We start from the raw sequence: 25364 nt of genomic DNA, 5'->3' as shown, positions 1-25364 counted from the left end.
AGCGACTGTCGAACGGGTTTGAGGAGCCTGACATCAGGCAAGCTAATGATCCCCCTCAACTCGGCATTAACTCCCGCGACCTAAAATTGTGGCATGAAACTCATTGGCTTCGTGCTGCTTCTCCCGACCGTTTTAATCGTGGCCATGGGTGTGGACGCGGGGTCGGGTGGCGCCCCAATCGCGTTCGGCCTGTGGATGTTCTTCGGATTGCCAACGATGGTGGGCGCTATCTTCATGTTCAAAAAAGATCGGCCAGTGGTTCAGTATGCAGTGGTGGAAACTGAGCAACCGCCAAGCGACGCGAATGTCAAGATGATGGCGGCTATGGAGCGTGCGATCGACGCCGAAGCGAAGAACAAGATGATCGCGGCTACGGACCATGCGATCCAAGCGATGCCAAAGAAGCCTACGGGCGGCGTCTTCGGAAAGCGCAGTGGTTAGAGGCAGGAGCTTAGTACACAGCCACCCGACACACCCAAATATTAGCCCGAGGTACATTATCACGCTGACCGCAAGCGGACCCGGTGCGATATCAGCTTTTGTGAAGGGTTTCGGATGCCGGCCGCTTGAGGGACGGCGCCGCGTGCTCGGCGGCCGGCGTCCGAAAGCCTCCAAGGGAGGAAACCGCGCTTAAGGGAACGTACGGCGGTGCGGCAGGCGCTATGGGAATTTGAGTGCCGCGGGCGCGCTGGCTGATTGGGATCGAGCCGAAGCAACGCGTTGTGCGACGGTGAAGCGGCTGACGAACGAGCGGCGGATGACGCTGAACTGCATAAGCTGTCCGACGATTTGCGACGGTGGGCAGAGAGCTGGGCGCGCTCTGCCGTGGCTGGCGGAGGGGCAGCGGGCGCGACGCGCAGATTTGCGGGATTGTAACGCGGTCATGAGGTGTCGATCCTGATGACGGTCGCTGGAGCTGTCGGCCGATGCCGTGGCGTTGCGCCGCGTTCGAAGACCTCAATGATGATCATACGACCGCCGCAGCATGGACAGCTCGGCTTTTTGGGATCGACGGCGGCAGCGGTAGGCTGGTCGTCAGGTTTTGCAACGGCGAGCAGTTCACGGGCGCGGGCGATGTTGTCGGCACAAGCGCCTTTGGCGAACAGGCCGTAGTGGCGGATGCGGTGCAAGCCTTTGGGCAGGACGTGGATGAGGAAGCGACGGATGAACTCGTCGGTGGTGAGCGTCATGTGCTTGTATCGATCGCGGCCCTCGCTGCGGTAGTCCTTCCACTTGAAGGTGACGCCGCGATCGTCGAAGGCAATCAAGCGGCTGTTGGCGATGGCAACGCGGTGGGTGTAGCGCGACAGATAGGCCAGCACCGCCTCGGGTCCGCCGAACGGGCGCTTGGCGTAGACGATCCACTCGGCCTTGCGCAGCGGGGCGAGATAGGCCGCGAAGGATCGCGCATCGGCCAGATGGATGTTCTCGCCGAAGAAGCTGAGGCGGCCGGTCTGGTGGGCGGCGATGAGCTTCTCCAGGAACAATCGGCGGAACAGGCGGGAGAGCACGCGCACCGGGAGGAAGAAGCCCGGCCGGCAGGACACCCAGCGCTGGCCGTCGGGCGAGATGCCGCCACCCGGGACGATCATGTGCACATGCGGGTGATGGGTGAGCGCCGAGCCCCAGGTATGCAGCACGGAGGTGATGCCGATCTTGGCGCCCAGATGCTTCGGATCAGCGGCGATCGTCAGCATGGTCTCGGCCGAGACCTTGAACAGCAGGTCGTAGATCACGGCCTTGTTCTGGTAGGCGATGTCGGCGATGGCCGCCGGCAGCGTGAACACCACGTGATAGTACGGCACCGGCAACAGCTCGGTCTCGCGGTCGGCAAGCCAGTCTTTCGCGGCGGCGCCTTGGCACTTCGGGCAATGCCGGTTGCGGCAGGAGTTGTAGGCGATCGTCGTATAGGCGCAGTCCGCGCAGCGCGCGACATGGCCGCCCAGCGCCGCCGTGCGACAGCGCTCGATCGCCGACATCACCTTCAACTGATCGAGGCTGACATGGCCGGCATGGGCTTGACGCCATGCCGGGCCATGGTTGCGGAAGATATCCGCAACCTCCAAGGCCGGGCGCGACACGAGCGGCCTGCGCGTCAGCTGGGCGGTCGGCTCTCCTTGAGCTTGAGCGCGATATGCTCCAGCGGGCTCATGACCTCGCTGATCGTCTTGGTGGCGACGCGGGTATAGAGCGCCGTGGTGTCGAGCTTGGCGTGACCGAGCAGCACCTGGATGACGCGGACATCGATGTTCTGCTCGAGCAGGTGGGTGGCGAAGCTGTGCCGCAAGGTGTGCAGCGAGACGCGCTTGCTGATCTCCGCCATCTGCGCGGCGGCATGACAGGCACGATTGAGCTGGCGCGTGGTCATCGGCTGCGCCGGATCGCGGCCCGGGAACAGCCAGCCCTGTGGGCGCGCCGCCTTCCACCAGGTCCGCAGCAGGTCGAGCAAGCTCGGCGACAGCATGACATTACGGTCCTTGCCGCCTTTGCCCTGCTCGACGCGGATGATCATGCGCTTGCTGTCGATGTCGGAGACCTTGAGCGAGACCACCTCGGTGGCGCGCAGACCGGCGCCGTAGGCCACGCTCAGTGCCGCCTTGCATTTGAGCCCCGGTGCAGCATCGAGTAGCCGCGCCACCTCCTCGACGCTAAGCACCACAGGGAGCTTGCGCGGCTCGTGAATGATATGGGTATGTTCGACGATCTCGTGCCGCTTCAGCGTGACCCGGAACAAGAACCGCAAGGTCGAGACGGTCTGGTTGATCGTCGGCACGCCAACACCGCTCGCCGTCAGGTGAAGTTGGTAGCGGCGGACATCCTCGAAGCTCGCCGTATCGGGTGATCGCCCGAGAAACGCAGCGAAGTTCTTGATTCTTTGCACGTAGTCATGTTGGGTCTTCGGCGCGAACTTGCGGATCGTCATGTCTTCGATCATGCGCCGGCGCAACGGGCTCACTGCCTCGTCGGTCATGGGGATGCTCCTGTCTTGAGTGAGGTTGTCGAACCCCTCGATCTCAAGGCAGGACGCCCCGTTGCGCTATCCTCTTGGCTCCGTCGCCAGCCGCGGCGCCCTACCGCGCGAGCGGTTTAGTCCTCTGGCCCAAAGCGGACATACCGACCAGTCTGACCGATGTCCGCTTTCGAGCGTAAAGCCTGCAGGAGCCAGGCGCACCATTCTTTGGCGCATCGGCGCAGATCGATCAATTTGCCTCATGCGATCGCAGAGGATGATCATGGGGCCATCCGCGCTTTTTATGGGATGGCCGGTTGCAATTTTTGCAGCGCATCATATGATGGATATCATTTAACAGTGGAGCTCCGGACGGCCGCCGCTTCCGACCCTGTCGTCCTCCGGCGCAGCGTATCGCACATCGGTTGTAGATGTCTGGAAATGAGGGAAGTCTGACATTCAAGTCATGCCAGCATCACGATAGAATGTGCAAAAGCAAATCAGGCAAGCCGCCCAACAGAATTCCTGAGGCCCAATGATCTCGAACTGGCTGTCTGCCGTCCTCGCCCGCCACAACATCCATTACGGCTGGGCGATGGTCGCCGTGACCTTCCTCACCGCCCTGATCTCGGCCGGCACGGTCGGCGCCCCCGGCGTTTTCATCGTGCCCCTGCAGAAGGAATTCGGCTGGAGCACGGCGGAGATTTCCTCGGCGCTGTCGATCCGCTTCATCCTGTTCGGCCTGATGGCGCCGTTCGCCGCGGCGCTGATGAACCATTACGGCCTGCGCAACGTGACGCTGCTGGCGTTGCTGATCGTGGTGTCGGGTCTCGTCGCGTCGCTGGCGATGACGCAGGTCTGGCAATTGATCCTGCTGTGGGGCGTGGTGATCGGGATCGGCACCGGCATGACGGCGCTGGTGCTGGGCGCGACCATCGCCGCGCGCTGGTTCGTAGCGCGGCGCGGCCTTGTCGTCGGCATCCTCACCGCCAGCGTCGCCACCGGACAGCTCGCCTTCCTGCCGCTATTGGCGAGCCTGACCGAGGCCTATGGCTGGCGGCCTGCGCTCGCGCTGGTGTGCGTCATGCTAGGTGTCGCCGCCTTCGCCGTGCTGATGGTCATGCGCGACCGGCCGAGCGATGTCGGCCTGCGCCCGTTCGGCGACGCAGGCACCGAGCCGCTGCCGGCGCCGCCGCCCAACACCATGCCGATCATGGCGGCGGCGCTCGGCACGCTGCGCGATGCCTCGAAGTCGGGCGTGTTCTGGATCCTGTTCGCCACCTTCTTCATCTGCGGCGCCTCGACCAACGGCCTGGTCCAGGTCCACCTGATCCCGATGTGCCTCGATTTCGGCATTCCGCAGGTGCAGGCGGCGAGCCTGCTGGCGGCGATGGGCATCTTCGATTTCGTCGGCACCATCGCCTCGGGCTGGCTGTCCGACCGCTACGACAACCGTTGGCTCCTGTTCTGGTATTATGGGCTGCGCGGCCTGTCGCTGCTGTTCCTGCCCTTCTCGGATTTCTCCCTCTACGGTCTGTCGCTGTTCGCGATGTTTTACGGGCTGGACTGGATCGCCACCGTGCCACCGACGGTGCGGCTCACCACCCAGCGGTTCGGTCCCGAACGCGCCAATCTGGTGTTCGGCTGGATCTTTGCCGGCCATCAACTCGGCGCGGGCGTTGCCGCCTTCGGTGCCGGCGTGTCGCGGACGGTGCTGCAGACCTATCTGCCGGCGTTCTTCGTCGCCGGTGCGCTGTGTGTGGTGGCGGCGGTGATTGTGCTGGCGATCTCGCGGACACCGAAGCCTGTGGCGGCAACATAGGTGCCGTAGGGTGGGCAAAGGCGCTTGCGCCGTGCCCACCATCTACCTCGATCGCGATTCTGAATGGTGGGCACGCTTACGCTTTGCCCACCCTACGATTCCTGCGTTCCTGGCAATCTACGGCCGCGTCGACATGTTGGTCGGCGGCCCTACCGTGCGGATCGGCTCCGCCAATCGCGCGAATTCGCACAACAGCGAACGCGTCTTGCGGGGATCGATGACCTCCTCGACCCAGAACTTCTCGGCCGAGCGGAACGGCGAGCGCAGCTTGTTGAGCCGGTCCTCGATCTCCTTCAGCTTCAGCGCCGGATCATCGGCCGCATCAATATCGGCACGGTAGGCCGCCTCGATGCCACCTTCCAGCGGCAGCGAGCCCCAATAGGCCGACGGCCAGGCATAGCGCATCGAATAGCGGTTCGCCGGCTGATGCACGACACCCGCGACGCCGAACGCATTACGCACGATAATCGTGCACCAGGGCACGGTCGACTGGTTGACCGCCGCCATCGCGCGCACGCCATGGCGGATGGTCGCCGACTTCTCGGCCTCGAGCCCGATCATGAAGCCGGGGCAGTCCATCAGATAGACCACCGGCAGATGGAAGGTTTCGGCGAAATCGACCCAGCGCACCACCTTCTGGCACGCCTCCGCCGTCCACGACCCGCCATAATGGAAGGGATCGCTCGCCAAGAGCAGCACCGCACGGCCCTCGAGCCGGGCCAGCCCGGTGATGATCGGCCGGCCGAAATTGGCATTCACTTCGAAGAACGAACCCTTGTCGACGACGGCGTCGATGATCGGACGCATCTTGTAGACCTGGCGGCGGTTGCGCGGCACTGCCTTCAACAGTGATTCCTCCGCGCGCTCCGGATCGTCCGTGCACGGCGTGGTCGGCGGCAGGTCGTAGACGGACGACGGCAGATAGGACAGGAAACGCCGCGCGCGTTCGAACGCCTCCTCCTCGGTATCGACGGCATCATCGACGCCGCCGGCGCGGGTCTGAATCTCGGCGCCGCCGAGCTCCTGTTTGGTCAGATCCTGGCCGAGGCGTTTGACGACCGGAGGGCCAGCGACGAACATCGCGGAGTTCCGGGTCATCACCGAATAATGGCTCGCGGCCAGCCGCGCCGCGCCAAGCCCCGCGACCGAGCCAAGCCCGAGCGCGACGACGGGCACGCGCGCCATGTTCGCCGTCGTGAACCAGTACCAGCGCGTGCCGCCGACGCCGCCCGGCAGATTCGCAGCGCCACGCGTCTCGATCGTCTTCACCGAACCGCCGCCACCCGAGCCCTCGATCACACGGATGATCGGCAGGCGGAAATCATGCGCCATTTCCTCGGCCATCAGCGGCTTGGCCGAAATCGAGGCGTCGGCCGAGCCGCCGCGCACGGTGAAATCGTCGCCGACTACGACCACGGTGCGGCCGTCGACCTTGCCGCGGCCGAACACGCAGTTGGCCGGCGTCAGGTGCTTGAGCTCGCTGCTTTCGTCGTATTCAGCGATGCCGGAAATCGCGCCTATCTCGTGGAAGGAATTCTTGTCGATCAGTCTGTCGATGCGCTCACGAACCGTGAGCCGGCCCTGGTCATGCTGGCGCTTGACCTTGTCAACGCCTCCCATCTCGCGCGCGAACGCTTCGCGCCGAGCGAGCTCGTCGAGCTCCGGCTTCCAGTTCATTCGTATCCTCCGTCTTGATGATCTTGTTGTTATTGTGGGGGCGCGCCGGAAGCGGCTTCCGTTCGATACGGTTGGCGAAGATGTCGCCTTCGGCGCCTTCGAGCAGGCCGCCGATCGCAACGCCGAGTTCGAGCATCTGCGGCGCCACTTCCTCGTGCAACCGCTTCTCATCGAACATCGCGGCGAGAAGGCCGATCGTCACGACGACGAAGGTTTGATATTGCGGCGACCAGATCGGCACCGCACAGCCGTTGATATGCGGGCTCCAGGTTCCGCAGCCGACGACATAGCCGTGTTCGCGCAAATGGCGGCGATTGTCCTCGATGCGCGACTTCAACTGTGCTGCATTTTCCGGAATCTCGCGTTCCATTTCGGCGATCAGGGCGTTGCCGACATCGGTATCGAGCGCTGCGGTGTAGGCAAAGCCGGCCGCGGTGCTCGTGATCGAAATGCGGCTGCCGGTGCCTTCGTGCAGGCCGAGCGCGTTCGCGGCGCGGGCAAATTCGAGATAGACCAGATGATAGCGGTCCGGAATCACGAAGCCGACGGTTCCCGGCAATTGATCGGCGACATCCTGCAGCCGCAGCCGGATCAGGTTCCGAAGCTGCAACCCCTTCATCATCGAGGTGCTCATCGCCACTGCGCTGGGGCCGATGCGGTATTTCTGGTCGCGCGGTAGATAAACCAGCTGGCCCATCCGCGTCAGCGTGTGGGTGAGCCGCGATACCGTCGACCGCGGCAGGCCGCAGCGACTGGAAATTTCCAGATTACCCAGTCTGGCTTCATGACCCTCGAAGCAGCGCAGGACGTCGAACGCCCGCGATACCACCTGGATCACGTCACCCTCGCCCGCCAGATCGCTGGCGAGCATTCCCTGTTTGCTAAGCCTTTCCGAGCGTCTTCCCATTGTTATGGCTCCATGGCCTAATTTCGCCCTGCGGAATAAAATTCCACTTGCAGAACAAACTACCTCAGGCAATCTGCGGCCACAACAAAAAGCCGTTCACGAGGACAGCCTGTCCGTCAGACGGTCCCCGGGAGAAACGGAATGCCAGAAATCAAGATCGTCACCGAAGTCGCCGGCCGCGTGTGCGCGCTTCCCGTCACAACCGGTGGCAAGGTCGACGACGGCGACGAGATTGCTTTCGTCGAAGCGATGAAGATGGAAATTCCGGTTACCTCGACGGCCGCTGGAAAAATCAAGGCCATCCTTGTCGAACTCGACGACGTCATTGCCGAAGGACAAGTCGTCGCCATCATCGAAGCTTAGGCGCGCCATCATACTTTTGATGCGTGACAATGTGTCTGCCTGGCGTTATCCGCAACGAAGCGGTCGTGCCTCTGCTCGGGCGTTGCCTTCGCCATGCTGCGATGACATGATCAATGCCAACGGAAGAATTTCACATCGCGAAACAATCTAAGGGGAGAATATGATTCATCGTTTGAAGGCGCTCGCGCCAGCCGCACTTGCAGGCATTTCATTGCTGACCTTGTCCGCAGCATACGCTGACGAGGTCAAGCTGCCGCCGACCATGGTGGTCACCGCCTATGACACCGGCACCGCCGGCTTCAATATCGCCGTCGGCGTCGGCAAGATGATGAAGGACAAATACGGCACCGACGTTCGCGTGCTGCCCGCCGGCAACGACGTGGCGCGGCTGGCGCCGCTGCGCGCCAAGCGCGCGGCCATGTCCGCCATGGGCTCCGGGTCGTATTTCGCCCAGGAAGGCGTGTTCGAATTCGGCACCAAGGAATGGGGGCCGCAAGCCCTGCAATTGGTGCTGTCTACCGTCGATTGCAACGGCGCTTCGCTCGGGGTCGCCAAGGATACCGGCGTAACGGAGATCAAGCAGCTCAAGGGCAAGCGCGTCGGCTTCGTGGTCGGTTCACCGGCGCTGAACCAGAACGCGCTCGCGGTCCTCGCATTCGGCGACCTCAAGCAAAGCGACGTCAAGGTCGTCGAGTTCTCGAGCTATGGTGCGATGTGGAAGGGCATGGTCAACAACGACGTCGATGCCGCCTTCGCCACTACCATTACTGGTCCGGCGAAGGAACTTGAGACATCGCCGCGGGGCATCGTCTGGCCGCCGCTGCCGCCCGGCGACAAGGCCGGCTGGGAACGCGTGAAAAAGGTTGGCTCGTTCTTCTTCCCGCACGTCGCGACCTGCGGCGCCGGCATCTCCAAGGACAAGCCGATCGAGCTAGGCAACTATCCCTATCCGATCTTCGTGTCTTATGGATCGCTGGCCGCCGACGAGGTCTATGCCATCACCAAGGCGATGATCACGGGCTACGACGCCTACAAGGATTCCGCGCCGGGCGCGGGCGGCCTTGCCGCCGACCGCCAGACCAAGAACTGGGTGGTTCCGGTGCATCCGGGCGCGGCGAAGGCGCTGAAGGAAGCCGGTCAGTGGACCGACGCACAGGAAGCCCACAACAAGGAATTGCTCAAGCGCCAGCAGGTGCTGGCCGCCGCTTGGACGGATTATGGCAAGTCCAATCCGCCCTCGGATGACAAGGCGTTTCTCGAGGGCTGGATGAAGGCGCGCGCCGCTGCGCTGGCGAAGGCGAATATGCCGAACGGCTTCGAATAGTCCTGCGCCTTCGCTTAAGCGAAGTCGAGCACCATCTCGGGGGAACGATGTCATCTTCTATGAGCGGCAGCGTAGCCGCGCCGGCACCGCGTGTTGAGTTCGATGACCCGCATGCCAACATGCAGGAAGCCGAAGTCACGCGCGTACGAACGTTGCGCGGGGCGTGGCGCTGGGGGCTGGTAGTTGCGACCGCAGTAACCATCCTGCTGTGCATCAACCAGCAATTCTCGCTGCGTTTCTTCATCGGCTACACGCAGCTCAACACGGAGTATTTCTATCTTCTCATCGCGCTGATGCTGCCGTTCACGTTCCTGATCTTTCCAGGAACCGGCAGCGCGCCGCTCGACCGAATTCCCTGGTACGACATCCTGCTTTTTGTCGTCACCTTCGCCTGCGCCATTCTCCTGATGCGCAGCGTCCGCAAGGCGGCCGAGGCCGGCTGGGAATTCGGCGGCGCGCCGACGGACGTGATCGTGGCCGGCGTCATCATGTGGGTGGTGCTGATGGAGGCGTTGCGCCGTACAGGGGGCTGGAGCCTGCTCTTGAGCGTGCTGCCGTTTACCGTCTATCCCCTGTTCGCCGATGCCAAGTGGCTGGGACCGTTCCGCGGCACCGAATCGACGCTCGAACAGGCGACCGCGTATCACGTGCTTTCGGGTGAAAGCCTGCTCGGAATTCCGATCCAGGCCTTTGCCGATACCGTGATCGGCTTTCTGGTGTTCGGCACCGCGCTGATGATGACGGGCGCCGGGAAATTTTTCATCAACCTGTCGTTTGCGATGTGCGGCACCTTCCGCGGCGGCGCCGCGAAGGTCTGCATCTTTGCCAGCGGCCTGCTCGGCATGATGTCGGGTTCGATCATCTCCAACGTGCTGACCGCGGGCACCATGACGATTCCCGTCATGAAGAAGAGCGGCTTCCGCGCCTCCTATGCCGGTGCGATCGAGGCCTGTGCATCGACCGGCGCGGTGCTGGCGCCGCCGGTGATGGGCGCAACCGCCTTCGTGATCGCGCAGTTTCTCAATGTCAGCTACGCCGAGGTCGCGGTTGCCGCGATCATTCCGGCGACGCTCTATTATGTCGGCCTGTTCATGCAAGTGGATTCCTATGCCGCCCGCCACGGGTTGAAAGGCATTCCACGCGCCGAGCTGCCGAAGGTCTGGGACACGATCAAGGACGGCTGGTACTACGTTTTCGTGATCGCGCTGCTGATCGTGATGCTGCTCTACTTCAAGCGAGAGAGCCATGCGCCGTTCTACGCCACTGCGCTGCTTTTGGTGTTGAACCAGCTCTTCTCCAAGGATACCCGCTGGACGTTTGGGACAATCAACAAGTTCCTTGAGGTCAACGGCCGCACCTTCGTCGAACTGGTCGGCATTCTCGCTGGATGCGGGCTCTTGATCGGCGCGTTCTCGATGACCGGTGTGGTATCGAGCCTCGCCAACGACCTGTTGCGGATCGCCGGCGACAATGCGCTCCTGCTGCTCGTGATGTGCGCCTTTACCAGCCTCGTGCTCGGCCTCGGCCTGACCACGACGGCCTGCTACATCTTCCTGGCCATCCTGGTGGCGCCGGCGCTGGAAAAGCTCGGCCTTAACCGCATGGCCGTGCACATGTTCATCTTCTACTGGGGCATGCTCTCCTCGATCACGCCACCTGTCGCCATCGCCTCGTTTGCGGCGGCCGGCATCGCTGGCGCGCCGGCGATGAAGACGGGATGGGAATCGATGTGGGTCGGCAGCATCATCTATTTCATCCCGTTCTTCTTCGTGCTGAACCCGGCGCTGGTGCTGCAGGGACCAAGCCCCTACCTCGAAGGGCTTGGGCTGATGGCGCTGGCAGGTGTCGGCACGCTGTTCATCTGCGGCGGCATTCAGGGTTATCAGGTCTTCGTCGGCGACCTTCGCGGCGCCGGCGTGCTGGAATGGCCACTGCGAGTGCTCCTGGTGATCGGCGGCTTCGTGATCGCGACACCCGGCGGCGGCATCATGCCGCTGTCGCAGATGCAGGTCACGATGATGGGGCTTGCCATCCTGGTGCCGACGGTGCTCGTCGCGCTGTTCCTGGTCAAACGTCAGGCACCGGCGGCGAACCAGTTGCACGCACCCTGATTGCGTTGCACAAGAGGAGGCGATGAAACAATCGCCTCCTCCGTTTACGGCCGGTCCCGCAGCTTGGGCCAGCTCGAAGCCGCCCTTGCTGCGGTTCCTCAACGCCTGTCACGCCGACTTCACGCCCTCGACCGGCGGCGCGGTCGCCGATTACATCCCCGAGCTCGGCAAGGCCGACCCGGACCATTTCGGCATCAGCCTCGCGACCCTCGACGGCCATGTCTATGAGGTCGGCGACACCCAGGTCCCCTTCACCATCCAGTCGATGTCAAAGCCGTTCGTGTTCGCGCTGGCGCTGGACACGCTGGGAGCGGCACGCGTCGAGAGCGTCATCGGCGTCGAACCCTCCGGCGATCCGTTCAACTCGATCCGCCTCAACGCCGAAAACCATCCCTTCAACCCGATGGTCAATGCCGGCGCGATCGCCTGCTCCGGCCTCATCTACGAAGCCAAGGGCGACGCCGCGTTCGACTACATCCGGCAGGCGCTGGGGCGGTTTGCCGGGCGCGAACTCGATGTCGACGACGCCGTCTATGCTTCCGAAAGCACCACCGGCGACCGCAACCGGGCGATCGGCTATCTCTTGCGCACCAACGCCGTGATCAAGGATAACGTGGCCGCGGTGCTGGAGGTCTATTTCCGGCAATGCGCCATCCTGGTGACAGCACGCGATATCGCCGTGATGGCGGCGACGCTGGCCAATCGCGGCGTCAACCCGGTGACTGGCGAACAGGTGTTGAGCGCCTACGCCATCTCGCGCACGCTTTCCGTGATGACCAGCTCCGGCATGTACGACTATGCGGGAGAGTGGATCTACCGGATCGGCATTCCCGCCAAGAGCGGCGTCGGCGGCGGCATTCTCGCCGCCCTTCCGGCGCGGCTCGGGCTCGGCAGCTATTCGCCGAAACTCGACAAGCATGGCAACAGCGTGCGCGGCATCAAGGTCTGCGAGACGCTGTCGTCGCATTACGACCTGCATATGCTCAACCGCAGCGACGACGCCCGCAACAGCATCATCGCCGATTACGACATCGGCAACAGTCCGTCGCGGCGCGTGCGGCGCGCGAAGGAGCAGAACATCCTTGCCGCGCATCACGCGGACGTCCGCGTCATCGAGCTGGTCGGGACACTGTCGTTCTCAAACGTCGATTACGTCTCGCGGCAGCTGGCGGCCAAGCCACGCCCGCAATTGGTCATTTTCGACCTGCGCCGCGTCACCGCCATGACCCGCGCCGGCGCCCGCCTGCTCGCCGAGGAATTCCGCGAGCTCGCCGCGCACCACGTCACGGTGATTCTATCCGGCATCCGGCGCGCGTCGCCGGACTGGAACATGATCGCGGAATGGACGGAAGGCCTCACCAACATCCGCAACTACTACCTGCTCGACGCCGCGATCGAATGGGCGGAAGACCAGTTGGTCTACCGCTACGGCGGCGCGATCGACTTCTTCGATGCCACTGAATTGTCCGAGCAATCGCTGCTGGCCGGATTGACGGACGAGGAACTGACCGATCTCGTCTCGCTCGCGTCGACCAGGACCTATCAGACCGGCGAGAAGATCATCTCCGCTGGAGAACCCGCCACATCGCTGTTCTTCCTCCGCAGCGGCGCCGTCCATGTCACCCTGCCCGACGGCATCCGCCTGGCGACGCTGACCGCGGGAATGCCCTTTGGCGAAATGGCGCTGCTGGAGCCGCATCGCTCCGCCGACGTACTGGCCGACATGGCCGCGACCGCCTACGAAATTTCGCTCCGCGATTTCGAACTCTTCCGGAAACAGCATCCCCGCGCCGGCGAGCGCATCATGCGCAACCTCGCGCAGCTGCTGGCCGATCGCCTGATCCTGGCCAATGCCAAGCTGAATGTGCTGACGTCGGGTTAGATTCGGGCCACATGGTTCGAGACGCTCGGCTCTGCCGGGCTCCTCACCATGAGGGTCTTGGACTTCCTCCGGCGACGCTGCCAGACCTCATCCTGAGGAGCATCGCAAAGCGGTGCGTCTCGAAGGATGAAGCCATCGTCGCGTGCCGCTTGCCTACCCCGCCTTGCCCCGTCCGCTCTTCTCCGCCGCGCGGCGCAGCGCCTCCGCTAGCGCACCGCCCTGCTCCTGCGGCTTGCGTGGTGACGACGACGTCATCGACGCCTTGGAAAACTCGCGCGGCTTGCCTTGCGGCGCACGGTCGCTCTTGGCGCCGACTTCGTCGTCGAGGCGCAGCGTCAGCGCGATGCGCTTGCGGGCGACCTCGACCTCCAGCACCTTGACCTTGACGATATCACCCGGCTTCACCACCTCGCGAGGGTCCTTGATGAAGTTCTTCGACATGGCCGAGATGTGCACCAGGCCGTCCTGGTGCACGCCGATATCGACGAAGGCACCGAACGCAGCGACGTTGGTCACCGTGCCTTCCAGGATCATGCCGGGCTTGAGGTCCTTGATCTCTTCGACGCCTTCCTTGAAGACGGCTGCCTTGAAAGCCGGGCGCGGGTCGCGGCCGGGCTTTTCCAGTTCGCGAAGGATGTCGGTCACCGTCGGCAGGCCGAACGTTTCGTCGACAAAGGCCTGCGGCTTCAACTGGCGCACGACATCGGCATTGCCGATCAGCGCCTTGATGTCGCTCTTGGTGGCCGTGAGGATCCGTCGCACCACCGGATAGGATTCAGGGTGCACGCCGGACGCATCGAGCGGGTCTTCGCCGCCATTGATGCGCAGGAAGCCGGCGCATTGCTCGAACGCTTTGGGCCCGAGCCGTGGCACCTGCTTTAGGTCTTTCCGCGACTTGAACGGGCCGTTGGCGTCGCGATGCTGCACGATGCTTTGCGCGAGCCCAGTGCCGATGCCCGACACCCGCGCCAGCAGCGGCGCGGAAGCGGTGTTGGCGTCGACGCCGACGGCGTTCACGCAGTCTTCGACCACGGCATCCAGCGAGCGCGCCAGTTTCGATTCGCCGAGGTCGTGCTGGTACTGGCCGACGCCGATTGCCTTCGGATCGATCTTGACGAGTTCGGCGAGCGGGTCCTGCAGGCGCCGCGCGATCGAGACCGCGCCGCGCAAGGTGACGTCGAGCTCCGGTAATTCCTCCGATGCAAAGGCCGAGGCGGAGTAGACGGACGCGCCCGCTTCCGACACCACGATCTTCGACATTTTCAGATCCGGCAGCAGCTTGACCAGTTCGGTCGCCAGCTTGTCGGTCTCGCGCGAGGCGGTGCCGTTGCCGATCGCGATCAGGTCGACGCGATGCTGGACGGCGAGCTTGCCCAGCGTCGCCAGGGCCTCGTTCCATTGCCGCTGCGGTTCGTGCGGATAGATCGTGGTGGTCGCCACCACCTTCCCCGTCGCATCGACGATGGCGGTCTTGACGCCGGAACGGTAGCCGGGATCGAGCCCCATGGTGACGCGCGCGCCGGCCGGCGCCGCCAGCAGGAGGTCGCGCAGGTTCGAGGCGAACACCCGGACGCCCTCGGTCTCGGCCGCCGTCCACAACCGCATGCGCAGATCGATGTTGAGATGCACCTGGATCTTGGTGCGCCAGGCCCAGCGCGCGGTGTCGACCAGCCAGCGATCGCCGGGACGCTTCTGATCGGTGATGCCGAAACGCTGCATGATCTTCAGTTCATAGGCGCTGGGGACGCCGGCCTCGGGCACGGTGGCCTCGGGCTGGATCTGCAGCTCCAGAACTTCTTCCTTCTCGCCGCGGAACAGCGCGAGAATGCGATGCGACGGTAGCTTGTGGAGGGCTCCGTTGTATTCGAAATAGTCCTTGAACTTCTCGCCTTCGGTCTTCTTGCCCTTGCGCACCGTGGATGTCATCACCGCGCCGGCCCACATCTCCTCGCGTAAGCGTCCGATCAGGTCGGCGTCTTCGGCGAATCGCTCGACCAGAATCGCGCGGGCGCCTTCGAGGGCGGCAGCCACATCCGCTACCTGCTTCTCCGCGTTGACATAACTTGCCGCAACGACCTGCGGATCGTTCTGCGGCTGCGTCAGCAGCAGCTCGGACAACGGCTCGAGGCCGGCTTCCTTGGCGATCTCGGCCTTGGTGCGGCGCTTCGGCTTGAACGGCAGATAGATGTCTTCCAGGCGGCCCTTGGTGTCGGCTGCCATAATCTGCGCTTCCAGCGCGGCGTCGAGCTTGCCCTGCTCGCGGATCGAATCGAGGATCGCCACCCGGCGCGCTTCGAGTTCGCGCAAATAGGTCAGGCGCTCTTCCAGGGTACGCAATTGCGCGTCATCGAGCCCGCCGGTGATTTCCTTGCGGTAGCGCGCCACAAACGGCACCGTGGCGCCGCCATCCAGCAGTTCGACGGTTGCCGCGATCTGCTCCTCGCGGACGCCAAGCTCTTGCGCAATCTGTCGGTTGATATTTGCCACGCGACCTCTTTTTAAAGCCGTTTGCGGCGGGATAACCGGCCGCGGGGACGCAGCTTATGGACCATCTCGGATTGATTTGCCAACCCGCCGCACGAAAGAAATTGATCTGTGGATCGGCCCTTTCGGCCCACCTCGAGCACCCGGGAATCGCAGGGAAAACACGCCGAGATAAGGGTAGATTGATGGCCTCGTAATGTGTAAACGGGCGCTCCCTCCCGGAGCCTCCCATGTCGATCTGCGGCCTTGATTTCGGAACGTCGAACACGACGCTCGGCACCATTGACGGCCGGGCACCGGTTCTGGCGCCGCTGGAGGCGGCGCACACCACGATTCCCAGCGCGATCTTCTATGAGCCGAATGGCAACGTCCTGATCGGCCGCAGGGCCATGGAGGCCTATGTCGAAGGCACGGCCGGCCGGCTGATGCGCAGCCTCAAATCGGTGCTCGGCACCTCGCTGATCGAGGAAACCACCCGGCTCGGACGCGCCCGGGTCGGCTTCCGTGACGTGATTGCCTATTACGTCGGGGCGGTCAAACGCCGCGCGGAACAGGCCACGGGTCGCGAACTGCGCCGTGTCGTCCATGGCCGGCCCGTGCATTTCGTCGACAATGCGCCGGATGCCGACCGCAAGGCCGAGGAAAGCCTGCGGTCGATTGCGAAGGGAGCAGGCTTCGACGACGTCACGTTTCAGTTCGAGCCGATTGCGGCGGCGTTGGATTATGAGCGGCAGATCGCATCCGAGGAACTCGCATTGATCGCCGATATCGGCGGCGGTACGTCGGACTTTTCGATCGTGCGCCTGGGACCCGAGCGCCACGGCAAGGCTGATCGCGCAGCCGATATTCTCGCCAATGACGGCGTGCGCATCGGCGGCACCGATTTCGACCGTCAGCTCAGCCTCGGCGTCGTCATGCCTCTGTTCGGATTTCGCAGCGCCATGAAGCGTGCCGGGCTTGACGTGCCGTCGAGCTATTTTCACGACCTCGCCACCTGGTCGAGCATCAACCGCATGTATGAGTCGCGCGTGATGGCCGATATCCGTCAGGTCCGCCAGCAGGCGAGCCGGCCGGAACTTCTCGACCGCCTGATACGCGTGATCCACGAGCAGCGCGGTCATACGCTGGCGATGGAAGTCGAGGACGCCAAGATCGCGCTCTCCGAGAAGCCGCGGGCGGGCATTCCGCTGGAATGGGTCGCTCCCGGTCTCAGCGCTGACATCGGCCGCCCCGATCTCGTCAGCCACACAAAACAGTTGGCCGATCGGATCGCGGCGCGCATCAGGAACTGCCTGGTTCAGGCGGGGCTGGCGGCCGGCGATATCGATTCGGTTTTCCTGACCGGCGGTTCCGTAAAACTCGCCCACGTCCACAAGGCAATCACCAAGGCCGTGCCGTCGGCCCGCATTGTCGAGGGCGACATCTTCGGCGCCGTCGGCAAGGGGCTGACGCTGGAGGCGCTGCGGCGCTACGGGCCCGCGAATTAAGATCGTTCGCGGAACAATCGCTGTTCAGCCCACCACTTCCGTCACCGGCTGCATGTCGATGGCAAAGGTTTCCAGAAACTTCGACGTCATGATGTAGAAGCCGACCGAGAGCTGCAGTTCGATCAATGCGGCCGGGCTCAGCTTGGCGGCAATCGCGCTGAAGGTCGCTTCCGTCGGCTTGTGACGCCGGACGATCTCATCGGTGAAGGCGAGCGCCGCGCGCTGCACATCATTGAAGCACGTTGCCGATTCCCAGTTCTCCAGCGCCTCGTTCTGCTCGTCGGTGACGCCGACATTCTTGCCGATCCGCTTGTGGGCGACGATTTCGTAAGGCGCCTCGCACAGGATGCCGGTGCGGGTGATGGCGAGCTCGCGCACGATCGGGTCCAGCTCGCCCTTGTGCCTGATGGCACCGCCGAGTCGGCAATACTGTTCGAGATAGCTCGGCGAATGCGCCATCATCCGGAAAATGTTCGCATTGCGGTTTTTGCCGAGCAGTTCTCGGGTGCGATCATTGTGCTTGGCGGGATCGCTATATTCAATGCGGGCCATTCGTCCACCTTGGGCTTTGCATTTTTCTGATTTGCTGACAGAGGGATCATGCACCGCAGCAGGAGCCCGATCAACCGTCGAAACGCGGCCGCCGCGGGTTCGAGCCGGCAGCCAAGCCCTTAGACCTGCGCCAAAAAACTCCCTTTCTCGCGCACAAACCGGCTGCGAGCGAGACAAATTGCCGCCTCAATGCTGGTCGATTCTCAGCACTGTCGATATTCGCTGAGTGGGGACTCAAAAGAGCGAATACTCGTCGCGCGGGGTGTTCCGAGTAAAACCAAACTGAGCTCATCAGGCCTTCACGGGCAAGGATGACTCATGCCCAAGTCTAGGGAGTTAGGCATGAAGGAAGCCACCAGGAAGGCGGCCTCGGAAGCGTTCGCGCAGATGTTGGCGGTATCAGCGATGCTCGTTATCGCCAGCGTTGTGTTCTACTGGCACTGAATGTTGACGCGTCGAAGCACTCAGATTTTTCACCCGTTCCGCGTAATTCTGGGTTGCTTCGTTGCGTGAACATTATGCTGAACACGTCACTTTTTCTTCTCGAAATACGGGACCAGCTTTCCCGCAAACGGCCGGTAACTTGCGGTGACTGTATCACCGATGGCGAGATCGTTGTCGCCATGGGCCATCATGCGAAAGCCCTCTTCCGCATCGACCAGCACGATGTTGTAGGGAACGTGCGCGCGCGTCTCCGGTGTCGCGGCACGGCACACCAGCGATGTCGCGTAGACAGTCGCGGTCCCGCTGGCTCGCTTCTCCATCGGGTCCGGCGCACCACAGGCGGCGCAGAAGCTGCGGCGGAAATATTGCGCGTTCCCGCAGGCCGGGCAGGATTGATAGACGATGGCCTCGGCGCCCTTGGTCCAATCGGCTGACCTGCCGCTCATCGCACCCGCTCCAGGAACATGCTGACATGGGACGACAGCACGCCGCCGTCGCCGTGCAACAGCGCGATCGAGGCATCGCGGACCTGCCGGGGACCGGCTCGCCCCGTCATCTGCAGATGCGTCTCGACCAGATGCGCCATCGCGCCGCCAACGCCGCAATGGCCGTAGCTCAGAAGGCCGCCATGGGTGTTGAGCGGCATGGCGCCGTCGCGGCCGAAATGCCCTGCCCGCACCCGCGCCGCCGCCTCGCCGCGCCCGGCCAGGCCGAGGTCTTCCAGCAGCATCGCCAGCGTGATGGTGAAGCTGTCATAGACGGCGGCGTAGCGCACATCCGATATCGCAACGCCGGAAGCCGCCTTGGCCTTGGCGATCGCGATCTCGGCGCCGAGTTCGCTCAAGGCCGGCGCGGCCGTGACGTGCTGGTGGGTGTGTGCCTGCGCGCAGCCGCGCACGCGGATGCCGGTCGCGCCGGTGCACTCGCGGCTGACCACGAACGCCGCGCCGCCATCCGACACCGGGCAGCAGTCCAAAAGCTTGAGCGGCATCGCTACCGGCTTTGAGGCCATCACGTCGGCGACGGTGATCGGTTCGTGAAACTGCGCGCCGGGATGGGTCATCGCGTGCGCGCGCATCAGCACCGCGAATTCGGCGAGGTCTTCCTGGGTGACGCCATACTCATGCATGTAGCGCGAGGCGACGAGGCCGTAATAGGCGGGGATCGTCGGCCCCAGGCTCACCTCGTAATCGGGATGGCCGACCTGCGCCAGCGCCTGGATCGAGGCGTCGCGGCTCTGGCCGGTGAGACGGTTTTCGCCGCCGACAACGAGCACATGCTTTGCGACGCCGGCATCGACCAGATGATGCGCCAGCATCGTCATCGCAAGTCCGGTGGCGCCGCCGACCTGCACGGCGTGGGCATAGGACGGCTGAATGCCAAAATGCTCGGCGAATACGGTCGCCAGCATGATGTGCGGGGAGACCGTCGAATAGCCGCAAAGAATGCCGTCGACCTCGGAGCGCTTCAGACCGGCGTCGGCAATGGCTGTTTCAGCGGCCTTGCTCATGAGATCGAGCGAGGACGAGCCTTCGTGCTTGCCGTAGGACGTCAGTCCGACGCCGGTGATGAAGCTCATCGATGTTCCGTTTCTCTCTCCGTCATTCCGGGGCGCGTCAAAGACGCGAACCCGGAATCTCGAGATTCCGGGTTCGATGCTCCGCATCGCCCCGGAATGACGTCGTGGAGAGACTGTCTTCCACTTTTAATACGACTTCGGCAGACCGAGCACCTTCTCCGCTATAAAACTGAGAATGAGCTGCGGGCTGATCGGCGCGATGCGCGGGATCAGCGATTCCCGCAAATAGCGTTCGACATGATATTCCTTGGCGTAACCGAAGCCGCCATGCGTCATCACCGCCTGCTCGCAGGCGTGGAAGCCGGCTTCGGCCGCGAGATATTTTGCGGCATTGGCAGCCGGCCCGCATTGCATGCCCTGGTCGTATTGCCAGCCGGCGGAGAGCACCATCAGCCACGCGGCCTCCAGCTCCATCCAGTTCTTGGCCAGCGGATGCTGAATGCCTTGATTCATGCCGATCGGACGGTTGAACACGATGCGGTTCTTGGCATAGGCCGCGGCGCGCGAAAGCGCGACCTGGCCCAGCCCCACCGCTTCCGCTGCGATCAGGATGCGCTCCGGATTCATGCCGTGCAGGATGTATTCGAAGCCGCGCCCTTCCTCGCCCAAGCGGTCCTCGACGGGAATTTCAAAATTCTCGAAGAACAATTCGTTGGAATCGACGGGCTTGCGGCCCATCTTTTCGATCTCGTGCACCGTGACGCGCTGCTTGTCGAAGTCGGTATAGAACAGGCTCAGGCCATGGGTCGGGTTCTTCACCTCTTCCAGCGGCGTGGTGCGCGCCAGCAGCAGGATCTTGTTGGCGACCTGTGCCGTTGAAATCCAGACCTTCTGGCCGTTGACGACATATTTGTCGCCCTTGCGCACCGCGCGGGTTTTCAGTTGCGTGGTGTTCAGTCCGGTATTGGGTTCGGTCACCGCAAAGCACGACTTGTCGCGTCCGTCGATGATCGGCGGCAGCATGCGCGTGCATTGTTCCTTGGTGCCGAACACGACGACAGGATTGAGCCCGAACACGTTCATGTGCACGGCGGAGGCGCCGGACATGCCGGCGCCGGATTCCGAAATCGTCCGCATCATGATCGCGGCGTCGGTGATGCCGAGCCCGGAGCCGCCATATTCCTCGGGAATGCAGATGCCGAGCCAGCCGGCATCCGCCAGCGCGCGGTGGAAGTCGGCGGGGTAGCCGCCCTCCTTGTCCTTCTTCAGCCAATAGGCATCGTCGAAGCGCGAACAGATCTTTCCGACCGCATCACGGATCGATTCCTGGTTGGCGGATAGCGCAAAATCCATATGTTCGTCCTATGTGTTTGGCACGGCCTTGGTGACGCCTTCGCGCACCAAGGTGGCAATCTCGTCCGCCGAGAAGCCGGCTTCGCTGAGAATTTCGGCGCTGTGCTCGTTCAGGCGCGGCGCCAGCCGCTTTGTTTCAACCGGCGTTTCGGAAAACCGCGTCGATGGCCTCATGTTGCGGATGCGCCCCTCGGTCGGATGCTTGACGACCGGAAAGAACTTGGTCGCGACGATGTGGGGATCGCCGAGCAGGCTTTCGAGATCGTGCATCGGCATCACAGGCACGTCGGCCTTCTCCAGGATCGCGGTCCACTCGGCGGTGGTCTTGGTCTCGAGGATGCGCGCCAGCTCGGCATAAACCGTGTCGATATTGGCGGCGCGGCCGGCGAAGGTCGCAAATTTCGGGTGGACGCGAAGATCGTCGCGGCCGGTGGCATCGAAGAAATTCTGCCACTGCTTGTCGTTGTAGACGATGACGCAGATGTAGCCGTCTGACGTTTTGTAAGGACGACGGTCCGGCGACAGGTGACGGGCGTAGCCGCCCTTGTCGAGCGGCGGCTCATAGGTGAGACCGCCCATGTGGTCGCCCATCACGAAGCCGGCCATGGTTTCGAACATCGGGATGTCGACGCGCTGGCCACGCCCGGTGCGGTTACGATCGACCAGGCTGGCGCAGATGGCGCCGACGGCCGTCAGTCCGACGATGCGGTCGACCAGCGCGTTGGGAACGTACCGCGGCACGCCGTCGGCGGTCTGCGCCATCAACGCCGGAAGTGCGGTCGCGCCCTGGATCAGGTCGTCATAGGCGGGCTTTGCCGCATAGGGGCCGTCCTGGCCGAAACCAAATACACCGGCATAGATCAGGCGTGGATTGACTTCGGATACCACGTCGTAGCCGAGGTTCAGTCGCGCCATCGCCTGCGGGCGCACATTGTAGACCAGCACGTCGGCGGTTTTGATCAGCCGGAGCACGGCGTCCCGCCCGGCCGGCTTCTTCAGGTCGAGGCAGATGGAGCGCTTGCTGCGGTTGGTGTTGAGGAACACCGGTCCCATGCCGGGATGGCGCGTCGGCCCGATCTGCCGCGTCACGTCGCCGTCGAGCGATTCAACCTTGATGACGTCGGCGCCGTAGTCGCCGAGCATCTGGGTTGCATAGGGCCCCATCAGCACGGTCGTCATGTCAATGACCTTGATGCCCGCCAATGGTCCCATGGATCAGCCTGCTCCCGATACGCGGCCATCGCCGGCCGCATGTTGTGGGAACCAAGTAACGGCAGCCGCTTGCGAAGATCAAGGCGCGCCCAGCGTATGGCCGTATGCGCGATGGCGGCGGCTATGTCGTCGGCGGCTTGGATCTGGCGTCGCGCTCCCGGGTCAGGCGTTCCAGCTCTTCATTCTGATGGTGGAGGCGATCGGCGATGCGCGCTTCGTTCTGTTCGCCGGAGGCGGCGGCAGCCTGTTCGATCAACTGCCGGATGTTGTCCTCCAGAATCCTGATCCGGTTATTCAGCTCTGCCGATGACAACGAACTTTCGTTGCTCATAATGTACGCTCCGGAAATTGTAGGGTGGGCAAAGCGAAGCGTGCCCACCAGCCTCATCTCGCGGTACTCATGGTGGGCACGGCGCAGATGCGCCTTTGCCCACCCCCTAGGATAGCACGTTCTCGGCTACTTTGCGGGCTCCAGCACGGAGACGTAGTTCGCGACCGCCGCACCGCCCATGTTGAAGATGCCGGCTAGCTTCGGGTTCTTGAGCTGCATGCCCTCCGGCGCCTGGCCGGCGAGCTGCATCGCGCTCATCACATGCATGGAAACGCCGGTGGCACCGATCGGGTGGCCCTTGGCCTTCAGGCCGCCTGACGGATTGACCGGCAGTTTGCCGTCCTTCAGCGTCCAGCCCTCCTTGATGGCGCGGGCACCCTGCCCGCGCGGCGTCAGGCCCATCGCTTCATATTCGATCAGCTCGGCCACCGTGAAGCAGTCATGGGTCTCGACAAAGGAGAGATCGCTGAGCTGCACACCGGCCTGCGCCAGCGCGCGCTGCCAGGCCACCGTACAGCCTTCGAACTGCAGGATGTCGCGCTTGGACATCGGCAGGAAATCCTGCGCATGCGCGGTGGCGCGGAAGTTCACCGCCTTGCCCATGGTCTTCGCGGTTTCCAGATCTGTCAGCACCAGCGCGGCCGCGCCGTCAGACACCAGCGAACAGTCCGTGCGCTTCAGCGGGCCGGCGACATAGGGGTTCTTCTCGCTCTCGGAGCGGCAGAACTCGAAGCCAAAATCCTTGCGCATCTGCGCGTAGGGATTGGCGACGCCGTTCTTGTGGTTCTTGGCCGCAATCAAAGCGAGTGCATCCGACTGGTCGCCGTACTTCTGGAAATAGCCCTGCGCGATCTTGCCGAACACGCCGGCAAAGCCGCCGACGGTGTCGCCATCCTCAGGCAGATAGGACGCCTTCAGCAGGTAACGCCCGATATCGGCCGAGGGCGTCCGTGTCATCTGCTCGACGCCGACCACCAGCACAATGCGAGCCGCACCCGAAGCAATCGCCCGGATGCCCTGATGCACCGCTGCCGTACCGGTGGCGCAGGCGTTCTCAACACGGGTTGTCGGCTTGAAACGCAGCTTGGGATCGGCCTGCAGCACCAGCGAGGCCGTGAAATCCTGCGGCGAGAAGCCGGCATTGAAATGCCCGAGCACGATCTCGTCGACATCCTCGGCGGAAATACCGGCGTCGGCCAGCGCTTCGGTCGCAACCTTCACCACGAGGCTTTCGACGGTTTCGGCGTCGAATTTGCCGAATGGCGTGTGCGCCCATCCGACGATGCTGGCTGTCATGGTCGTTCTCCCTGTTCCGGTTCTGAAGCCCTTGTAGCCTATCGGGAAAAAGACTTCACGCCGGTTTCAGCGATTTCAGAGTGCGCTGGCACATGGCGGTTATGCCGGCCCAGTTGCCGGACCGTATATCTGCCGCTGGGCAGAGCCAGGAACCGCCGACCGCCACCACGTTCGGCTCGGCCAGCCAGGACGCCGCATTGGCCTCGCCGATCCCGCCGGTCGGGCAGACCCTGATATTTGGGAACGGTCCCGCCAGCGCCCGAAGTGCCTTGATACCGCCGGCCTGCTCGGCGGGGAAGAATTTCACGAGATCGAAGCCCGCGGCCAGCGCCTGCATCAGCTCGGAAGCGGTCGCGATCCCCGGGGCAAACGGCAGGTCGCTTGCGGCGGCCGCCTTCAGCAGCTCCGGCGTCGCACCCGGGCTGATGCCGAATTTGGCCCCGAGCGCCCTCGCCCGCGCCAGATCGTCTCCGTTCAGGATCGTACCGATGCCGACAATGGCCTCCGGCACCTCCGCGATCATCGCCTTGGCGGCCTCGACCGCAACCGGGGTCCGCAGGGTAACCTCCAGCACGCGCACCCCGCCGGCGACCAGCGCACGCGCCAGCGGCACCGCATCTTCGGGCCGCTCGATAGTGAGCACAGGGATGACGATGGCGGACTTGAAGATGGCGGCGAGTTTTTCCTGCCGGGAAGCTGCGCTCATGGAGATGCCTTGCGAGAGGTAGCGGGAAGGAGGCCGGGCGGCATCGCCGCGCGCGGGATGATGGCTCCGGGATGGCATACCACAACCCCGGCAAGCCGGTGTCCCGCCCGCGCCGCCTCGATCGGGTCCGCGCCCATCAGGCGCGCGGCAACATAGGCGGCCGCAAAACTGTCGCCGGCCGCAGTGGTATCGACGACGGGCGCTTTCAATGGTTCGGCCCTGACCGGATAAAACGCGCCCTGGAGCCGAAGCATACTCGCCGGTTCGGAGAGCTTCAGCACCACCTCCGCGCCCGGAATCCGCGCCAGCAAGGCGTCGTTGCTTTCCCCGGGATAGAGCGGAGCCAAATCCTCGGTAGACGCCAGCACGATATCGGCTGCGGCAAAGGCCTCCCGGAAAACGGCGCGGGCGACGTCGAGATCGGGCCAGCCGCGCGCCCGGAAATTGGTGTCGAAGGCGAAGCGTGCCCCGGCTTCGCGCGCGCGCTGAATCGCCGCAAACAGCTGCGTCCGGCCCTCGCCGCCGTAGAGCGACAGCGTGATCGCCGAGAGATAGATGACGTCATAACCCGCCAGCGAATTCAGGATCTCCGGCGTCTGCGGCAAATCCATCAGGCTGCGCGCGGCGGCGCTGTCGCGCCAGTGGAAGAACCGGCGTTCGCCCTTGTCGTCGGTCTGGATCATGTAGAGGCCCGGCAGTTTGCCGGCCAGCCGCGCCACGCTGACGGTGCCGACCCCCTCGGCTGCCCAGCCGGCAATCATCTCGTCGCTAAGGCTGTCGTCGCCAAGCGCGGTGATGTAGTCGGCGTCGGCACCGAGCCGGGCGAGATAGACCGCGGTATTGAGCGTGTCGCCGCCATAGCCGCGCGAAAACAGGCCACCCTCAGCCTGCTTCAGCTCGACCATGCATTCGCCGATGCAGGCTACCCTGCTCATGACCGCATC

Annotated in this window: 21 protein-coding genes; 7 read left to right on the top strand and 14 right to left on the bottom strand. The window is 63.7% G+C overall.

Annotated features, from left to right (window positions below):
- Nucleotides 1-93: 93 nt before the first annotated feature.
- Entirely contained in the window at nucleotides 94-441 is a 348-nt protein-coding gene (locus LMTR21_RS17250) for a hypothetical protein (RefSeq protein ID WP_065755281.1), read from the top strand.
- A 440-nt stretch (nucleotides 442-881) separates the two neighbouring features.
- Here the strand turns inward: LMTR21_RS17250 and LMTR21_RS17245 are convergent, their stop codons facing one another.
- Both LMTR21_RS17245 and LMTR21_RS17240 read right to left on the bottom strand, forming a co-directional pair.
- A complete protein-coding gene (locus tag LMTR21_RS17245) occupies nucleotides 882-2081 on the bottom strand; it encodes an IS91 family transposase (protein WP_065756975.1) in 1200 nt (399 codons plus the stop codon).
- Between the two features lie 14 nt (nucleotides 2082-2095).
- Nucleotides 2096-2971 (bottom strand): tyrosine-type recombinase/integrase, encoded by an 876-nt coding sequence (locus tag LMTR21_RS17240; protein WP_187399165.1) that lies wholly within the window; start codon nucleotides 2969-2971, stop codon nucleotides 2096-2098.
- A gap of 514 nt (nucleotides 2972-3485) precedes the next feature.
- Between LMTR21_RS17240 and LMTR21_RS17235 the strand changes: the two genes are divergently transcribed.
- Nucleotides 3486-4772, top strand: coding sequence for an MFS transporter (locus LMTR21_RS17235; protein ID WP_065753035.1), 1287 nt, complete (start codon nucleotides 3486-3488; stop codon nucleotides 4770-4772).
- A 117-nt stretch (nucleotides 4773-4889) separates the two neighbouring features.
- On the opposite strand, the gene LMTR21_RS17230 is transcribed toward LMTR21_RS17235, so the two are convergent.
- Nucleotides 4890-6449, bottom strand: a complete 1560-nt coding sequence (locus LMTR21_RS17230; protein ID WP_148635975.1) for an acyl-CoA carboxylase subunit beta — start codon at nucleotides 6447-6449, stop codon at nucleotides 4890-4892.
- A complete protein-coding gene (locus LMTR21_RS17225) occupies nucleotides 6379-7356 on the bottom strand; it encodes an IclR family transcriptional regulator (RefSeq protein ID WP_065753037.1) in 978 nt (325 codons plus the stop codon). Before LMTR21_RS17225 ends, LMTR21_RS17230 begins: the two co-directional genes overlap by 71 nt.
- A 141-nt stretch (nucleotides 7357-7497) precedes the next feature.
- Between LMTR21_RS17225 and LMTR21_RS17220 the strand changes: the two genes are divergently transcribed.
- The 4 genes from LMTR21_RS17220 to glsA all read left to right on the top strand — a co-directional run bounded on the left by LMTR21_RS17220 (nucleotide 7498) and on the right by glsA (nucleotide 13036).
- Nucleotides 7498-7719 carry an acyl-CoA carboxylase biotin carboxyl carrier protein subunit gene (locus tag LMTR21_RS17220; RefSeq protein ID WP_065753038.1) on the top strand — a complete coding sequence of 74 codons (222 nt, stop codon included), beginning with the start codon at nucleotides 7498-7500 and terminating at the stop codon, nucleotides 7717-7719.
- 160 nt (nucleotides 7720-7879) lie between these two features.
- Entirely contained in the window at nucleotides 7880-9043 is a 1164-nt protein-coding gene (locus tag LMTR21_RS17215) for a TAXI family TRAP transporter solute-binding subunit (protein WP_065753039.1), read from the top strand.
- Nucleotides 9044-9102: 59 nt separating this feature from the next.
- The gene (locus tag LMTR21_RS17210) at nucleotides 9103-11154 is read left to right on the top strand and encodes a TRAP transporter permease (protein WP_430642556.1); all 2052 of its coding nucleotides are present in this window, start codon (nucleotides 9103-9105) and stop codon (nucleotides 11152-11154) included.
- 22 nt (nucleotides 11155-11176) lie between these two features.
- Complete coding sequence (gene glsA / locus LMTR21_RS17205; protein ID WP_065753041.1) at nucleotides 11177-13036, top strand: glutaminase A; 1860 nt, start codon at nucleotides 11177-11179, stop codon at nucleotides 13034-13036.
- 153 nt (nucleotides 13037-13189) lie between these two features.
- On the opposite strand, the gene LMTR21_RS17200 is transcribed toward glsA, so the two are convergent.
- Nucleotides 13190-15523 carry a Tex family protein gene (locus tag LMTR21_RS17200; protein ID WP_065753042.1) on the bottom strand — a complete coding sequence of 778 codons (2334 nt, stop codon included), beginning with the start codon at nucleotides 15521-15523 and terminating at the stop codon, nucleotides 13190-13192.
- A 227-nt stretch (nucleotides 15524-15750) separates the two neighbouring features.
- Between LMTR21_RS17200 and LMTR21_RS17195 the strand changes: the two genes are divergently transcribed.
- The gene (locus LMTR21_RS17195) at nucleotides 15751-17007 is read left to right on the top strand and encodes an Hsp70 family protein (protein WP_065753043.1); all 1257 of its coding nucleotides are present in this window, start codon (nucleotides 15751-15753) and stop codon (nucleotides 17005-17007) included.
- A 24-nt stretch (nucleotides 17008-17031) separates the two neighbouring features.
- Here the strand turns inward: LMTR21_RS17195 and LMTR21_RS17190 are convergent, their stop codons facing one another.
- The 9 genes from LMTR21_RS17190 to LMTR21_RS17150 form a co-directional block, all read right to left on the bottom strand.
- Nucleotides 17032-17559 carry a carboxymuconolactone decarboxylase family protein gene (locus tag LMTR21_RS17190; RefSeq protein WP_065753044.1) on the bottom strand — a complete coding sequence of 176 codons (528 nt, stop codon included), beginning with the start codon at nucleotides 17557-17559 and terminating at the stop codon, nucleotides 17032-17034.
- Between the two features lie 530 nt (nucleotides 17560-18089).
- Complete coding sequence (locus LMTR21_RS17185) at nucleotides 18090-18449, bottom strand: Zn-ribbon domain-containing OB-fold protein (protein ID WP_065753045.1); 360 nt, start codon at nucleotides 18447-18449, stop codon at nucleotides 18090-18092.
- Complete coding sequence (locus tag LMTR21_RS17180) at nucleotides 18446-19582, bottom strand: thiolase family protein (RefSeq protein ID WP_148635974.1); 1137 nt, start codon at nucleotides 19580-19582, stop codon at nucleotides 18446-18448. Before LMTR21_RS17180 ends, LMTR21_RS17185 begins: the two co-directional genes overlap by 4 nt.
- A 126-nt stretch (nucleotides 19583-19708) precedes the next feature.
- Nucleotides 19709-20875 (bottom strand): acyl-CoA dehydrogenase family protein, encoded by a 1167-nt coding sequence (locus LMTR21_RS17175; RefSeq protein ID WP_065753047.1) that lies wholly within the window; start codon nucleotides 20873-20875, stop codon nucleotides 19709-19711.
- Between the two features lie 9 nt (nucleotides 20876-20884).
- The gene (locus LMTR21_RS17170; protein WP_065753048.1) at nucleotides 20885-22087 is read right to left on the bottom strand and encodes a CaiB/BaiF CoA transferase family protein; all 1203 of its coding nucleotides are present in this window, start codon (nucleotides 22085-22087) and stop codon (nucleotides 20885-20887) included.
- 121 nt (nucleotides 22088-22208) lie between these two features.
- The gene (locus LMTR21_RS17165; RefSeq protein ID WP_057856960.1) at nucleotides 22209-22418 is read right to left on the bottom strand and encodes a hypothetical protein; all 210 of its coding nucleotides are present in this window, start codon (nucleotides 22416-22418) and stop codon (nucleotides 22209-22211) included.
- A 126-nt stretch (nucleotides 22419-22544) separates the two neighbouring features.
- Complete coding sequence (locus tag LMTR21_RS17160) at nucleotides 22545-23714, bottom strand: acetyl-CoA acetyltransferase (RefSeq protein WP_065753049.1); 1170 nt, start codon at nucleotides 23712-23714, stop codon at nucleotides 22545-22547.
- 55 nt (nucleotides 23715-23769) lie between these two features.
- Complete coding sequence (eda, locus tag LMTR21_RS17155; RefSeq protein ID WP_065753050.1) at nucleotides 23770-24420, bottom strand: bifunctional 4-hydroxy-2-oxoglutarate aldolase/2-dehydro-3-deoxy-phosphogluconate aldolase; 651 nt, start codon at nucleotides 24418-24420, stop codon at nucleotides 23770-23772.
- Nucleotides 24417-25355 (bottom strand): sugar kinase, encoded by a 939-nt coding sequence (locus LMTR21_RS17150; RefSeq protein ID WP_065753051.1) that lies wholly within the window; start codon nucleotides 25353-25355, stop codon nucleotides 24417-24419. The genes eda and LMTR21_RS17150 overlap by 4 nt, the downstream gene beginning before the upstream one ends.
- Nucleotides 25356-25364 lie beyond the last annotated feature (9 nt).

It is taken from the genome of Bradyrhizobium paxllaeri, assembly GCF_001693515.2.
Taxonomy (GTDB): Bacteria; Pseudomonadota; Alphaproteobacteria; order Rhizobiales; family Xanthobacteraceae; genus Bradyrhizobium; species Bradyrhizobium paxllaeri.
This window is presented reverse-complemented; position numbering and strand designations above follow the sequence as displayed.

What these genes read in the sequence shown, in the direction of transcription:
- LMTR21_RS17250 (WP_065755281.1), top strand. Translation starts at nt 94, where the DNA reads ATGAAACTCATTGGCTTCGTGCTGCTTCTCCCGACCGTTTTAATCGTG.
- LMTR21_RS17240 (WP_187399165.1), bottom strand. Translation starts at nt 2,971, where the DNA reads ATGACCGACGAGGCAGTGAGCCCGTTGCGCCGGCGCATGATCGAAGAC.
- LMTR21_RS17235 (WP_065753035.1), top strand. Translation starts at nt 3,486, where the DNA reads ATGATCTCGAACTGGCTGTCTGCCGTCCTCGCCCGCCACAACATCCAT.
- LMTR21_RS17230 (WP_148635975.1), bottom strand. Translation starts at nt 6,449, where the DNA reads ATGAACTGGAAGCCGGAGCTCGACGAGCTCGCTCGGCGCGAAGCGTTC.
- LMTR21_RS17225 (WP_065753037.1), bottom strand. Translation starts at nt 7,356, where the DNA reads ATGGGAAGACGCTCGGAAAGGCTTAGCAAACAGGGAATGCTCGCCAGC.
- LMTR21_RS17220 (WP_065753038.1), top strand. Translation starts at nt 7,498, where the DNA reads ATGCCAGAAATCAAGATCGTCACCGAAGTCGCCGGCCGCGTGTGCGCG.
- LMTR21_RS17215 (WP_065753039.1), top strand. Translation starts at nt 7,880, where the DNA reads ATGATTCATCGTTTGAAGGCGCTCGCGCCAGCCGCACTTGCAGGCATT.
- LMTR21_RS17210 (WP_430642556.1), top strand. Translation starts at nt 9,103, where the DNA reads ATGAGCGGCAGCGTAGCCGCGCCGGCACCGCGTGTTGAGTTCGATGAC.
- glsA (WP_065753041.1), top strand. Translation starts at nt 11,177, where the DNA reads ATGAAACAATCGCCTCCTCCGTTTACGGCCGGTCCCGCAGCTTGGGCC.
- LMTR21_RS17195 (WP_065753043.1), top strand. Translation starts at nt 15,751, where the DNA reads ATGTCGATCTGCGGCCTTGATTTCGGAACGTCGAACACGACGCTCGGC.
- LMTR21_RS17190 (WP_065753044.1), bottom strand. Translation starts at nt 17,559, where the DNA reads ATGGCCCGCATTGAATATAGCGATCCCGCCAAGCACAATGATCGCACC.
- LMTR21_RS17185 (WP_065753045.1), bottom strand. Translation starts at nt 18,449, where the DNA reads ATGAGCGGCAGGTCAGCCGATTGGACCAAGGGCGCCGAGGCCATCGTC.
- LMTR21_RS17180 (WP_148635974.1), bottom strand. Translation starts at nt 19,582, where the DNA reads ATGAGCTTCATCACCGGCGTCGGACTGACGTCCTACGGCAAGCACGAA.
- LMTR21_RS17175 (WP_065753047.1), bottom strand. Translation starts at nt 20,875, where the DNA reads ATGGATTTTGCGCTATCCGCCAACCAGGAATCGATCCGTGATGCGGTC.
- LMTR21_RS17170 (WP_065753048.1), bottom strand. Translation starts at nt 22,087, where the DNA reads ATGGGACCATTGGCGGGCATCAAGGTCATTGACATGACGACCGTGCTG.
- LMTR21_RS17165 (WP_057856960.1), bottom strand. Translation starts at nt 22,418, where the DNA reads ATGAGCAACGAAAGTTCGTTGTCATCGGCAGAGCTGAATAACCGGATC.
- LMTR21_RS17160 (WP_065753049.1), bottom strand. Translation starts at nt 23,714, where the DNA reads ATGACAGCCAGCATCGTCGGATGGGCGCACACGCCATTCGGCAAATTC.
- eda (WP_065753050.1), bottom strand. Translation starts at nt 24,420, where the DNA reads ATGAGCGCAGCTTCCCGGCAGGAAAAACTCGCCGCCATCTTCAAGTCC.
- LMTR21_RS17150 (WP_065753051.1), bottom strand. Translation starts at nt 25,355, where the DNA reads ATGAGCAGGGTAGCCTGCATCGGCGAATGCATGGTCGAGCTGAAGCAG.